The organism is Actinoplanes awajinensis subsp. mycoplanecinus, assembly GCF_001509495.1.
Classification (GTDB): Bacteria; Actinomycetota; Actinomycetes; order Mycobacteriales; family Micromonosporaceae; genus Actinoplanes; species Actinoplanes palleronii.
Genome location: NZ_LLZH01000025.1, coordinates 43604 through 56892, shown reverse-complemented (window position 1 = coordinate 56892; position 13289 = coordinate 43604). Strand labels below are relative to the sequence as shown.

The 13289-nt window shown below is 71.0% G+C and carries 12 protein-coding genes; 5 read left to right on the top strand and 7 right to left on the bottom strand.

Translation table 11 applies throughout. The annotated features are described in order from the left end of the window. Positions 1-119: 119 nt before the first annotated feature. Entirely contained in the window at positions 120-1217 is a 1098-nt protein-coding gene (locus tag ADL15_RS06370) for a branched-chain amino acid aminotransferase (protein ID WP_067685669.1), read from the top strand. 248 nt (positions 1218-1465) lie between these two features. Here ADL15_RS06370 and ADL15_RS06365 read toward each other — a convergent pair whose 3' ends face one another. Next, on the bottom strand, positions 1466-2206 hold the full coding sequence (locus ADL15_RS06365; RefSeq protein ID WP_067685668.1) for a tyrosine-protein phosphatase: 741 nt from the start codon (positions 2204-2206) through the stop codon (positions 1466-1468). A gap of 194 nt (positions 2207-2400) precedes the next feature. On the opposite strand from ADL15_RS06365, the gene cimA reads away from it, so the two are divergent. Next, positions 2401-3975 carry a citramalate synthase gene (gene cimA, locus ADL15_RS06360; RefSeq protein ID WP_067685667.1) on the top strand — a complete coding sequence of 525 codons (1575 nt, stop codon included), beginning with the start codon at positions 2401-2403 and terminating at the stop codon, positions 3973-3975. On the opposite strand, the gene thrS is transcribed toward cimA, so the two are convergent. From thrS to ADL15_RS06335, 5 genes are all read right to left on the bottom strand, one after another. Beyond that, the gene (gene thrS / locus ADL15_RS06355) at positions 3954-5159 is read right to left on the bottom strand and encodes a threonine--tRNA ligase (protein ID WP_067685924.1); all 1206 of its coding nucleotides are present in this window, start codon (positions 5157-5159) and stop codon (positions 3954-3956) included. The genes cimA and thrS overlap by 22 nt on opposite strands. Before the next feature lie 134 nt (positions 5160-5293). Then, positions 5294-5830 (bottom strand): GNAT family N-acetyltransferase, encoded by a 537-nt coding sequence (locus tag ADL15_RS06350; RefSeq protein WP_067685666.1) that lies wholly within the window; start codon positions 5828-5830, stop codon positions 5294-5296. Next, positions 5827-6822: an endonuclease/exonuclease/phosphatase family protein gene (locus ADL15_RS06345; RefSeq protein WP_067685665.1), complete on the bottom strand. Its 996-nt coding sequence runs from the start codon at positions 6820-6822 to the stop codon at positions 5827-5829. Before ADL15_RS06345 ends, ADL15_RS06350 begins: the two co-directional genes overlap by 4 nt. A gap of 203 nt (positions 6823-7025) precedes the next feature. Further along, entirely contained in the window at positions 7026-8366 is a 1341-nt protein-coding gene (locus ADL15_RS06340) for a M16 family metallopeptidase (protein WP_067685664.1), read from the bottom strand. After that, entirely contained in the window at positions 8363-9709 is a 1347-nt protein-coding gene (locus ADL15_RS06335; RefSeq protein WP_067685663.1) for a M16 family metallopeptidase, read from the bottom strand. Before ADL15_RS06335 ends, ADL15_RS06340 begins: the two co-directional genes overlap by 4 nt. Positions 9710-9774: 65 nt before the next feature. On the opposite strand from ADL15_RS06335, the gene arfB reads away from it, so the two are divergent. Then, positions 9775-10215 carry an alternative ribosome rescue aminoacyl-tRNA hydrolase ArfB gene (gene arfB / locus ADL15_RS06330; protein ID WP_067685662.1) on the top strand — a complete coding sequence of 147 codons (441 nt, stop codon included), beginning with the start codon at positions 9775-9777 and terminating at the stop codon, positions 10213-10215. 90 nt (positions 10216-10305) lie between these two features. Here arfB and ADL15_RS06325 read toward each other — a convergent pair whose 3' ends face one another. Further along, complete coding sequence (locus tag ADL15_RS06325; RefSeq protein WP_067685661.1) at positions 10306-11247, bottom strand: 3-methyladenine DNA glycosylase; 942 nt, start codon at positions 11245-11247, stop codon at positions 10306-10308. Positions 11248-11527: 280 nt separating this feature from the next. Here ADL15_RS06325 and ADL15_RS06320 point away from each other — a divergent pair, with 280 nt between their 5' ends. After that, a complete protein-coding gene (locus ADL15_RS06320) occupies positions 11528-12451 on the top strand; it encodes an ABC transporter ATP-binding protein (protein ID WP_373873081.1) in 924 nt (307 codons plus the stop codon). Next, the gene (locus ADL15_RS06315; RefSeq protein ID WP_067685660.1) at positions 12448-13287 is read left to right on the top strand and encodes an ABC transporter permease; all 840 of its coding nucleotides are present in this window, start codon (positions 12448-12450) and stop codon (positions 13285-13287) included. Before ADL15_RS06320 ends, ADL15_RS06315 begins: the two co-directional genes overlap by 4 nt. Positions 13288-13289: the final 2 nt, after the last annotated feature.

The following is a 13289-nucleotide window of genomic DNA, read 5'->3' as shown; positions in this document are numbered from 1 at the left end:
CTCTTCACCGAAGCCCCGAGCGGTCGGTTGTTTAAACGACCGTTCGGGGTAGATTCGTGGGCGCACCACGGTGCCCCCACGCATGCTTATCTTCTCCGCAGAAAGCAGGTCCCCTCGTCATGAGCGGTGGTGACAACCTCGACTTCGAGATCCGCCCGAACCCGGCTCCGGTGTCCGACGCCGACCGTGCTGCGATGCTGGCCAATCCCGGATTCGGCCGGATCTTCACGGACCACATGGTCACCGTGCGTTACGCCGACGGTAAGGGCTGGTACGAGCCACGGGTCGAGGCCCGCGCGCCGATCCCGATGGATCCGGCAAGTGCCGTCCTGCACTACGCGCAGGAGATCTTCGAGGGTCTGAAGGCGTACACGACGCCGGACGGTGGCGTGGCGATGTTCCGCCCGGACGCGAACGCCAAGCGGTTCGGCCTGTCCGCGCAGCGGATGGCGATGCCGCCGCTGCCCGAGGAGATCTTCCTCAAGTCGCTGCACGAGATCATCGCGATCGACCGGAAGTGGATCCCGGAGGGTGAGGACGGCAGCCTGTACCTGCGGCCCTTCGCCTACGCCAGCGAGGTCTTCCTCGGTGTGCGCCCCGCGATGGAATATCTGTACCTGGTCATCGCGTCCCCGGTGGGCCCGTACTTCTCCGGCGGGGTCAAGCCGGTGTCGGTCTGGGTCACCCCGGATTACACCCGCGCGGCTCCCGGCGGCACCGGCGCGGCCAAGTGCGGCGGCAACTACGCGGCCGGCCTCTCCGCGCAGGCCGAGGCGATCGAGCACGGCTGCGACCAGGTCGTCTACCTCGACGCGGTGGAGCGCAAGTACGTCGACGAGCTCGGCGGGATGAACGTTTTCCTGGTCCTCGACGACGGCACCCTGGTGACGCCGCCGCTGACCGGCACGATCCTGCCCGGTATCACCCGCGACTCGGTGATCAAGCTGGCCGAGCGGGCCGGCCGCCGGGTCGAGGAGCGAGCGATCAGCCTGGAGGAGTGGCGCGAGGGCGCGGCCTCCGGCCGGGTCCGCGAGGCGTTCGCCTGCGGTACCGCCGCGGTGATCACCCCGATCGGCGTGATCCGCAGCCTGGACGGCGACTTCACCATCGCCGACGGCGGCCCGGGCGAGGTCACCATGGGCCTCCGCAAGGAGCTCGTCGACATCCAGCGCGGCCGCGCCGCCGACCCGTTCCACTGGGTCCACAAGGTCCTCTGACCGCTCCCTCACCACCCCGTGCGTGGGGAGTTTGGGTGCGGAGCGCGCCGAAAGTCCCCACGCAGCGGCTCACCACCCCGAGCGTGGGGAGCGAGGGGTGACCGTGACCACCCGCGGACGTCGCCCCGGAGGGCTTCGCGGTCTGGACGCGTAGCGGCCAGCGAAGCCCGCAGGGGTCCCGGCGGGAGCGGCGGTCTGTACCCCGGCGGACGCACGACAAAAAGACCTTGAATGTGATCTTCGCGCGGTCAGGCGAGCAGGTGGCGGCGCAGACTGGCGAGTTCGGTTTCGGTCAGGCCGAGCTCGCGGACATAGCCCTCGACCGAGCCGTGCAGCGCGCGCAGGTCGTCGAGGAACAGCAGCATCGCGGCCGGCGGCGAGTCGAACATGTGCTCGTTGCCGCGGATCGTCTCCGGGTTCGACGCGAGCAGGGACGCGGTCAGCGGCGCCATCGCCGCGGTGGTCAGCGCGTAGTCGGTGGCGATGTCCTCGTCGGAGACACCGAGCAGGGACAGGGTCAGCGCGCAGATCGTGCCGGTGCGATCCTTTCCGGCCATGCAGTGCACGACGACCGGTCCGGCGGCCGGGTCGGCGATCAGGCGCAGCGAGTCGAGGATGCCCTCGCGGCCGTCCTCGGCGAAGTTCAGGTAGCGGTCGGCGAGCCAGCGCTCGTGCACCGTGCCCTCCGGGTACGCGATCTGCTCCCAGTCCACATGGTTGATCACCAGGTTGCGGTAGTCGAGGCCGTAGCGTTCGTGCACCCGGCCGAACTTCTCCACCTCGAACGGGCGGCGCAGGTCGATCACGGTGCGGATGCCCAGCGCGGTGAACGCGGCGGTGTCGGCCTCGCCGATCCGGTGCAGTGAGTCGGCGCGGAACAGCCGGCGCCAGCGCACCGTCCGCCCGTCGGACCCGAGATAACCCCCGACGTCGCGGAAGTTGTAGGTCGCGGAGAAGCCCAGGTTTCGTGAGTACGATTCGGCAACCACGAGGTAGAACCTAGTCTCGATAGGTGGAACACCGCCTCCCGCGAACCCGGATAGTGGCATGCTTCATCTCGTGACCCACCTTGTGCTGATTATTCGCACCTAGCGCGCCGGCTGACTTCCGCCGACGCGCAGACCTCCCGCAACCGCGGGGGGTCTTTTTGTTGTGTGGGTGAACGACTGAAAGGACCTCCCCGATGGACTACCAGGTGTTCGACACGACGCTGCGCGACGGTGGGCAGCGCGAGGGAATCAGCTACACGGTCGCCGACAAGCTCGCCGTCGCGCGGCTGCTCGACGAGTTCGGCGTGGGGTTCATCGAGGGCGGCTGGCCGGGCGCGATGCCGAAGGACACCGAGTTCTTCGAGCGCGCGAAGACCGAGCTGGACCTCAAGCACGCGGTCCTCGTCGCGTTCGGCGCGACCCGCAAGGCCGGTGTGGACGTCGCGACGGATCCGCAGGTGCAGGCACTGCTGGACGCCGGCACCCCGGTGGTCTGCGTGGTGGCCAAGTCGGACATCCGGCACGTGGAACGAGCGCTGCGCACCACCGGCGACGAGAACCTGGCGATGGTCCGGGACACCGTGCGGCACCTGGTCGCCAACGGCCGCCGCGCGTTCGTCGACTGCGAGCACTTCTTCGACGGGTTCCGGCACGACCCGGCCTACACGGCGAGTGTGGTCAAGACCGCGATCGACGCCGGCGCCGAACGCGTGGTCATGTGCGACACCAACGGCGGCATGCTCCCCTCGATGATCACCAAGGCGATCACCGAGGTCGTCGAGCGCACCGGGGTGAGCCCGGAGCTGCTCGGCATCCACTGCCAGAACGACACCGCCTGCGCGGTTGCCAACACGGTCGCCGCGGTCGAGGCCGGTGTCCAGCACTTCCAGTGCACCGCGAACGGGTACGGCGAGCGCCCCGGCAACGCCGACCTGTTCGCCGTGGTCAGCAACCTGCAACTCAAGCTCGGGCGGAAGGTCCTACCGGACGGATGCCTGGAGAAGGCGACGCGGGTCTCCACCGCGCTCGCCGAGATCGCGAACATCGCCCCCGACACCCACCAGGCCTACGTCGGGGCCGCCGCCTTCGCCCACAAGGCCGGGCTGCACGCGAGCGCGATCAAGGTGGATCCGCTGCTGTACAACCACGTCGACCCGGCGGTTGTCGGCAACGACATGCGGATCCTGGTGACCGAGATGGCCGGCCGGGCCAGTATCGAGCTCAAGAGCCGCGAGCTCGGGATCGACCTGGCCGGCCATCCGGACACGCTGTCCACGGTCACCCGGCGGGTGAAGGACCTGGAAGCGGTCGGCTGGTCCTTCGAGGCCGCCGACGCCTCGTTCGAGCTGCTGGTGCGCGGTGAGCTGCCGGGCGCCGAGTACGCCCGCCCGTTCGCCCTGGAGTCCTACCGGGTGCAGGTCGAGCACCGCGAGGACGACACCGTGCTGTGCGAGGCGACCGTGAAGGTACGGGTGCACGGCGAGCGGGTGATCGCCACCGCCGAGGGCAACGGCCCGGTCAACGCCCTCGACGAGGCGCTGCGCACCGCGCTCGCCAACCACTACCCGCAGCTGAAGACGTTCGAGCTGGCCGACTTCAAGGTGCGCATCCTGGAGGGCAGCCACGGCACCAACGCGGTCACCCGGGTGCTCGTCGGCACGAGCGACCACAACCGCCGCTGGACCACGGTCGGCGTCCACGAGAACGTCGTCGAGGCGAGCTGGACCGCCCTCGTGGACGCGCTGACCTACGGGCTGGGCAAGAGCTGACCGGGCCGGCGGGCGGCGGCGACCTCGCTGATCAGCGCGATCGCCGCCGCCCCGGGCATCGGTTCGAGCCGGCGGCCGTCCCGCAGGCGCAGTGACACCAGGCCGGCCGCCGCCTCCCGCTCGCCGATCACCGCGACGTACGGGACCTTGGCGTTCGCCCGGATCCGCGCACCGAGCGAGCCCTCGCGGCTCTCCAACGCGCGCAGCCCCGCGGCGACCGCCTCCCCGGCGAAGGAGGACTCCGCACCGGCGAGCGGGAGCACGGCCACCTGGACCGGCGCGTACCAGACCGGGAACGCCCCGCCGTGCTCCTCGATCAGCAGCCCGAACAGCCGCTCCATCGACCCGGCCAGGCTGCGGTGCACCATCACCGGCCGGGCCTTGGCGCCGGACGCGTCGACGTAGGAGAGGTCGAACCGCTCCGGCTGGTGATGATCGATCTGGACGGTGGCGATGGTCCACTCCCGGCCGGCCGCGTCCACCACCTGCACGTCGATCTTCGGGCCGTAGAACGCGGCCTCGCCGGCCACCTCGTCGTACAAAATCTCCTGGGAATCGAGCGCGCCGCGCAGCAACGCCTCGGATCTCAGCCAGTCGGCGTCCCGGCCGCCGTACTTCTTGCCCGGCCCGCGCAGCGACAGCTGGTACGACGCCGGCCGCAACCCGAGCGCCGCGTGCGACTCCCGCATCAGCCGCAGCACCCCGGCCACTTCGCCGGCGGCCTGCTCGACCGGGCAGAAGATGTGCGAGTCGTTGAGCGCGATGGACCGCACCCGGGACAGCCCGCCGAGCACGCCGGAGCGCTCCTGCCGGTACATCTGGCCCAGCTCGGCGACCCGCAGCGGCAGGTCCCGGTACGACCGCTGCCGGGCCTTGAAGATCAGTGCGTGGTGCGGGCACATGCTGGGGCGCAGCATCAGCTCGTCCTCGCCGACGGCCATCGGCGGGAACATGTCGTCGGCGAAGTTCGCGAGATGGCCGGAGATCTCGTACATCTGCCGTTTGCCCAGCGCGGGCGAGTAGACGTGCTGGTAGCCGTTGCGGCGCTCGAGGTCGTACAGGTACGACTCGACCTCGTGGCGGGCGGCCGCGCCGGCCGGCAGCCAGAACGGCAGTCCCGCGCCGATCAGCGGGTCGGAGTCGAAGAGGTCCAGCTCACGGCCGAGCCTGCGGTGGTCGATCATCGGGGTCTCCTTGAAGAGCCCGGACGTCCACCCCACACCCCCGGGCAGATCGCCCGGGGGTCGGTGGTCAGTGCGACACGACGCCGGGACTTGCCGGCGTGGTCGTGTACGCGCTGATCTGCATGCCACTGAGGTTAGGACGGCGGCGGCACGTCCTCCACCCAGTTTTCCGCGGTGATCTGGAACAGGTAGTGGTCCTGCCACTCACCGGCGATCTGCAGGTAGCGCGGGGCCAGGCCGAACCGCTGGAAACCGTTCTTCTCCAGCACCCGCTGCGAGCGCACGTTGCTGAGGATGGTGCCGGCCTCGACCCGGTGCAGGGCGTAGTCGGTGAACGCGAGCCGCAGGATCTGCGCGACCGCGGCGGTCGCCAGCCCCCGGCCGGCCCGGTCGGCGGCCACCCAGTAGCCCAGGCTGCTGGACTGGAACGGGCCGCGGACGATGTTGTTCAGGTTGACCCGGCCGGCAATCTCCCCGTCGTCGAGGATCACGTGCGGCAGCGAACCGGTCGAGGCCAGCGCGCCGGCGATCATGGTCCGCTGCCCCGCCTCGGTGTAGAAGCTGTCCTCGCGGACCGGATCCCACGGGGCGAGGTGGGCCCGGCTGGCGGCCAGGACGGCGGTCAGCTCCGGGACGTCGTTCAGGGTCAGCGGGCGGATCGTGGCGGTCATGAGGCCGCCGGGAAGGTCAGCTCGGCGATCACCGCGCGGTGATCCGAGTTCGTCACGTCGTGCACGGACACGTCTCGTACTCCGATCTCTTCATCGACCAGTACATGATCGATGGTGACCGGCGGGATCGGGTCCCCGTCGTACGGCCCCCACGTGCCGATCAGCCCCTTGCCGACCGCGTCGGCGGAGTCCCGGTAGCCGTGCGAGACGAGTTTCCGCAGCGCACCGTGGTCGAGCGTGGAGTTGAAGTCGCCGAGCAGGATTCTGCGCGGATTGTCGCCGTCCGACTTCGGCTCGTTCGCCAGGTCGGTGCGCCAGCCGTCGAAGGTGTCCGGCGCGGACGGCGCGAGCGGGTGGACCGACTCGATGAAGACCGGGACGCTGCCGGGCGGCTGGACCGTGCCGTAGGTCTGCTGGAACCCGCCGTCGTTGCGCTTGGTGCCCGGCTCGGTCAGCGGATACCGCGAGTAGAGCCCGGTGCCGCTGGCCCACTCCTCCGGTGCGAGCTGGTGATAGGGGAGCAGGTCACCGAGACCGGCCGCGGCCAGCGAACTCTCCGCACGCGGGGCGAACTCCTGCACGGCCAGCACGGCCACGTCGTTCTCCCGGACCAGGCGGACGATCTCGCTCGCGTCGGCGCCGCCGAACAACAGGTTCGCCGTCATGATCTGGATCTTGACGCCCTCGGTGGCGCCGCGGTCCAGGTCCGGGAGGGCCCGAGGCAGGACGCACGCGGCGAGGGCGGCGGCGATCAGGGCCGCTGTCGCGCCGACGGTCCAGCGTCGCAGGATCAGCGCGAGGAGGGCGGGGATCCAGGCCGCCGCTGCGGCGTACGGGGTGAAGGCCAGCAGCTGGATCACCCGGCCGGGCTCCCAGCCACTGAACCGGAACACGGACCAGCAGAGCCCCGGCAGCACCGTGAGCCACAGGAAGACCGTGACACCGGTGCGGCGGCTTGCCCTGGTCTTGGCCGGCGCGTCGGTGATCGTCATGGCGCGACGTTATCCGGCCTTGGCTACCCCAGATGAGTGAACGCGGCCCAGCTCACAGTGCCAACTGGCTCCGCTTCGCTCCGCGGCAAAAACGCCTTTGGAGCCGACGTGTCGGTAGTTGATTTGCCGCCGCCCGCAAACCCCGCGGGCGTCGGAAAATCACCTGCCGACACGTCGGCGGCGTTTTTGCGGGGGTTGACGGGTTAGACGGTCGGTTCGGAGACCTCGCCGAACTCGGCCAGTTCCTTGCGGACGGCGTCGCCGTCGCCCTCGACGACCAGGGTCAGGCCGTCGACGGCGAGGTGCCGTTCGGCGGCCGCGGAGACCTGCTCGACGGTGGCCTCGAGATACTCCCGGCGCAGCGACTCGTAGTAGTCGTCGGGCAGGCCGTGCACCACCAGGGTGGCCAGCGCCCCGGCGATCGCGCCCGGCGTCTGCATCTCCACCGACAGCTGACCGGCCCGCCACGACCGCGCCACCGCCAGCTCCGCCTCGGTGACACCCTCCTGCTGGGTACGCCGGATCTCCCCGAGCGTGTCCCGGATCGCCGGCCCGGTCACCGCGGTCTGCACCCCGGCGGCCACCTCGAAGCGCCCGGCCCGGCGGGTCATCGCGTACGACCCCCGGATCCCGTACGTATAGCCCTTCACCTCGCGGATCAGGTGGTTCAGCCGGGACGTGAACGCCCCGCCGAGCACCGTCGCGGCCAGCGTCATCGGCACGTAGTCGGCGGTGGCCCGCTCCGGCGCCCGATGCCCGATCCGCAGTGTGGACTGCACCGAACCGGGCCGGTCCACCAGGATCACGTGCGGTTGTGCCGGCACGGCCAGCCCGAGCGGCCCGTCGGCGGCCAGCCCCTGCCCGGTGGTGCCGGCGAACGCGGCCTCGGCCAGCACGGCCAGGTCCAGCCCGTCCAGGTCACCGGCGACCAGCAGCACGCCGGGCCGGAGCATCCACTCCTGGTGGAACGCGAGCACGTCGTCGACGGTCACCGCGGCCACCGAGGCCGGGTCGCCGTGCAGCGGCCGGCTGTACCGGCCGTCCGCGGCGAACAGGTCGGCGCGCAGCGCGGCGTCGGCCCGCGGGCCGGGCTGCGCCCAGTCCATCCGCAGCGCGGTCACCTCGTCGTCGCGGACCCGGGCGACGTCCGCCGCGTCCAGCTTCGGGGTGCGTGCCGCCTCGGCGGCCAGCCGCACCGCGTCGGCCAGTTGCGGGGCCGGCGCGGAGACACCGATCCGGAACGCGTCCCAGTCCACCGACGGGACCAGCTCGGCGCCGAGACCCTCGAGCGCCAGCGCGTACGCCGCCGAGTCCCGCTGCTTCGTCCCCTCCTCCAGGGACTTGGCCAGCACCGTGGCGGTGCCCTCACGGCCCTGCGACTCCCGGGCCGCGCTCGCGTCCAGCAGCAGCACCGCGGTGGCCAGCACCTGGCCCGGCAGGTGTGCGGCGATCACGGTGCCGCCGTGCGCGGTGACCCGGCGGACCGCGGGGAAGGCGTACGGCCGGGCGGTGCCCGGCTCGGGACGGCTGGTGACGAGGCTCATGCCTTCTCCTCCTCGGGCAGGTAGGTCAGGGTGACGCGGGAGTCGGGCTGCAGCGTGCGGGTGGCCGCCTCGGTGACGTCGTCGGCGGTGACCGCCTGCCACGCCGGAAGGCGGTACCCGGCGGTGGCCGGGTCACCGAACTGGGTGGTGTAGCGCCCCAGCGTGTCGGCCCGCCCGCCGACCGTGGACACCTGCCGCCACCAGCTGGTGGTCAGCAGCGCCTTGGCCCGGTTCAGCTCGTCGTCGGTGACCGGCTCGTCGACCAGGCTCTGCACCACCTCGACCAGCCCCTGCTCCAGCTGCTCCACCGGCACGCCGTCCTTCGCGGTCGCCGTGATGATCAGCGGGGCCGGCGCGTGTGCCAGATCGACACCGTACGACCCGATGTAGTCCGGCTGGGCGATCCGCTTGCCGTCGGCCAGCCGCTGGTAGAGCCGGCTGCCCCGGCCGCTGCCCAGCACGGTGGCGAGCACGGTGATCGCGTCGTACCCGGCCGTGCCGAACGGGAACGTCCGGTGGGACAGGTAGAGCCGCGGTGCCGGCACGGCGGCGGTGACCGTCTCGCGGACCGCGCTGGTGGCCGGCCCGGCGAGGTGCCCGGCCGGCGCCGGCGGGATGTCCGCCACCGGGTCGATCACGCCGAAGTACTTCTCGGCCAGCGCGAACACCTCGGCCGGCGACGCGTCCCCGGCCACCGTGAGCACACAGTTGTTCGGCGCGTAGTACTGCTGGTGGAAGGCCTTGAAGGTGTCCAGCGCCGCCCCGTTCAGGTCTTCCATCGACCCGATCGTGGAGTGGTGGTAGGGGTGGCCCTCCGGGTAGAGCAGCGGGAGCAGGCGCAGCCAGGCATCCCCGTACGGCACGTTGTCGTACCGCTGGCGGCGCTCGTTCTTCACCACCTCGCGCTGGTTGTCCAGGGTCTCCTGGGTGAGCGCCGGGACCAGCCCGCCCATCCGGTCGGCTTCCAGCCAGAGCGCCAGCTCCAGGTGCTCGGACGGCATGCTCTCGAAGTAGTTCGTCCGGTCCGGGTTGGTGGTGGCGTTCAGCGAGCCGCCGTTGCCCTGCACCAGTTTCATGTGCTCGGTCTTCTTGACGTGCTGCGAGCCCTCGAACATCAGGTGCTCGAAGAGGTGCGCGAAACCGGTCTGACCGGGCGGTTCGTGGCGGGAGCCGACGTCGTACCAGAGATTGACGCAGACGACCGGAGCGGTCCGGTCCTCGCTGACGACGACACGCAGGCCGTTCGCCAGCCGCGTGGTTTCGATGGGCCACGGATACCCGGTCGTGGCGACCGGTGCGGTTGGGGACGTCACCCCACCCACTATGCCCTGTCCGCTTTTCATTTCGGCCCCGCTGCGCGGGTCCGTTCGATCGATAACCCCATGGCGGTCCGCCGGTTCCGGGTGGGATGCTGGTCGACGTGCTTGAGGACGTACGGGTGAACGACCGCCTGACCATCCCCGCGGCGGAGCTCTCCTGGCGATTCTCCCGTTCCAGCGGTCCCGGTGGTCAGGGCGTCAACACGACCGATTCCCGCGTCGAGCTGTCCTGGGACATGCTCGGCTCCGACCTGCTGCCCGCGTCCCTGAAGGACCGTGCGGTCGAGCGCCTCGGTGCCCGCCTGCTCTCCGGCGTCCTCACCGTGACCGCCTCGGAGCACCGCTCCCAGCTGCGCAACCGTGAGGCGGCGGCGGCCCGGCTGGGCGCCCTGATCGCCTCGGCGGTCGCCGCGCCGCCGCGGGCCCGCCGGGCGACCCGCCCGACGAAGGGCTCGGTGGAGCGGCGCATCGGCGCCAAGAAGCGCCGCGCCCAGACCAAGAACAACCGCCGGGTCGACCCCGGCGACTGACCGCGGCCCGGTCACCCTCTCCGGCTGGTTCTCAGGTGTGCTTCCGGTGCCGCGAGGCACCCCTGAGGGCCAGCCGCTGCGTTGCGCCGGTCAGCGGTGGTTGTGCGGTGCGACGGCTTCGCGGTTGCGGGCGGCGTCCTCCGGGCCGAGCAGGGCGTCGCAGACCCGGATCAGGCGGCTGCGCAGGCCGGCCGCGCGGCGGGCCAGTTCCCGCTGGCGGGCGACGTACTCCGCCTTGCCCTCCGGTGTCTCGATCTTCACCGGCGGGTGGCCGTAGGAGGCCAGATCGTACGGGCTGGCCTGCATGTCCAGCAGGCGGATCTCGCCGGCCAGGGCGAAACAGTCCAGGGCCAGCGCGCCGGGGACGGCCGGGCCGAGCTTCTGCGCCCACTTGTGCACGTCCATCGCGGCGTGCAGGCAGCCCGGCTGGTCCAGGTCGACCTGGGTGGCGCGGGTCGGCTGGAGACGGTTGAGGCCGACCGCCTCCGGGGTGAAGAAGCGGAACGCGTCGAAATGCGTGCAGCGGATGGTGTGCCCCTCGACCACCTTGTCGGTCTCGGACTGGCCCAGGCGCAGCGGCAGCGCGTGCCGGTGCTCCGGGTCGCGGTAGACCATGGCCCACTCGTGCAGGCCGAAGCAGCCGGAGAAGACCGGGCGGGACGCGGTCGCGGTGAGCAGGCCGTGGATGTACCGCACGCTCTCGCCGCGGGCCTGCATCAGGGCGTCCTCGTCGAGCGCGACGATGCCGTCCTCGTGGGTGGCGTAGAACTTCCACCCGGCGTGCTCGGCCAGGCCGTCGGGCGCCGAGGCCAGGCCGGCGCCGACGCCCGGGTGCCATCGCCGCAGCATCGAGGGCCGGGTGCTGTAGTAGTCGTACAGAAAATCTTCGATCGGATGTTTCTCGCCGGCCGCCCGGCGGGCGCGGTGGTCCGCGGTCATCTGATCGGCGCGCTCGGCGTGCGCCCGGGCCAGGGAAATCCAGGTGACCGAGGGCAGCGTGGTGGTGAGTGCCCTCACCTGCTTGATCCCCATGGCACCAATGTATCTAGCCGAAGCGATCAACACGATCACCGTTAGGCGCGAATGAGGTCCGCCACGGCAGGTTCTTGGGATACGGCCGCGGCGATGTTTCGTTTTTCTTCGGATATAGCAGGATTTGCCGCAGCGGGCCGGGGTCGCACCGGCCAGCCGAACCCGGGCGCGCCGGGCAGTGCGAAGCCCCACCGGGGACCGAGTCCCAGAGACAGGGCGACTACAGAAGGCATGCTCAGCAATGTAGTACATCTACTACGACTTTGATAGCTTGATGGACATGACGGAGACCGCACTGACGAGCGCGGGCCAGGAGCTTCCGGTCGGCGATCCGGTCCTCGAGGTCCGCGACCTGCGGATGAGTTACGGGCCGAAAGAGGTTCTCGGCGGCATCGGGTTCACCGCGCGTCCCGGCGAGGTGATCGCGCTGCTCGGGCCGAACGGTGCGGGCAAGACCACCACGATCGAGATCCTGGAGGGCTTCCGGCGCCGGTCGGCCGGCCACGTCCGGGTCCTCGGCGTCGACCCGGAGCACGGCGACGAGCGGTGGCGGGCCCGGCTCGGCGTGGTCCTGCAGTCCTGGCGCGACCACGGCAAGTGGCGGGTCCGTGAGCTGCTGGAGCACATCGGGTTGCACTACGCGGCGTTCGGCACCGAGCGGACGCCCCGGCCCTGGCCGGTCGACGACCTGCTCGAGGCGGTCGGCCTGACCGCCGCCGGCAAGACCCGGGTGAACCGGCTCTCCGGCGGCCAGCGCCGCCGGCTGGACGTGGCGATCGGCATCGTCGGCCGCCCCGAGCTGCTGTTCCTGGACGAGCCGACGGTCGGGTTCGACCCGGCCGCCCGGCGTGAGTTCCACGACCTGATCCACGAGCTGACCGACCTGGCCGACACCACGGTGCTGCTCACCACCCACGACCTGGACGAGGCGGAGAAGCTCGCCGACCGGATCCTGATCCTGTCCGGCGGGCAGATCATCGCGAGCGGCTCGGCCGACGAGCTGTCCCGGCGGGTGGCCGGCGAGACCGAGATCCGCTGGACCCGGGACGGGCAGCGGTTCGTGCACTCCACCGCGGACGCCACGGCGTATGTGCACGACCTCTTCCGGCAGCACGGTGCGGCGATCGGCGACCTCGAGGTGCGCCGGTCCAGTCTGGAGGACACCTACATGAAGCTGGTCCAGGACTCGGAGCGGGACCGATGACCCCGATCACGGCGGGCCTGCGCCGCGGCTGGATCGAGCTGCGGCACACCGTCACCACGCCGATGGACCTGTGGTCCTATCTGTTCCCCGCGCTGCTGCTGCTCGGCACGATCTTCTTCATGCGGGACGCGCAGGTGCCCGGCACGTCGTTCTCGCTCGGCGCCCGGACGCTGCCCAGCGTCTTCGGGATGAACTTCGCGCTGGGCGGCCTGATGACCACGGCCCAGCTGCTGATCATGGATCGGGAGGACGGCACGCTGCTGCGCGCCAAGGCCCTGCCGCGCGGGATGAGCAGCTATCTGATCGGCAAGGTGGTGCTGGTCGGCGGGATGTCGCTGGTCGTGTTCCTGCTCCAGTTGGTCCCCGGCCTGTTCCTGGTGAGCGGGCTGCACGTCGGTCTGACCGGCTGGCTCACCCTGCTCTGGCTGGTGCCGGTCGGCTTCGCGGCGACCCTGCCGCTCGGTGCGGCGATCGGCTCGATCTTCGACGACCCGCGGAACGTCGCCCTGGTGAACCTGCCGATCTTCGGGCTGATCGCGGCCTCCGGCATCTTCTACCCGATCACCGGCTTCCCCGGCTGGCTGCAGGGCCTGGCGCAGGCCTTCCCGATGTACTGGCTAGGGTTGGGCATGCGTTCGGTCTTCCTGCCCGATTCCCTGGCAGCGGTGGAGATCACGCACTCCTGGCGGCACCTGGAGACGTTCGGGGTGCTGACCGCCTGGGCGATCGTCGGGCTGCTGCTGGCGCCGATGCTGCTGCGCCGGATGGCCGCCCGCGAGTCCGGCTCGGCGGTGGCCGCCCGGCGCGAGCGGGCCCTGTCCCGGATCGGGCGCTGAGC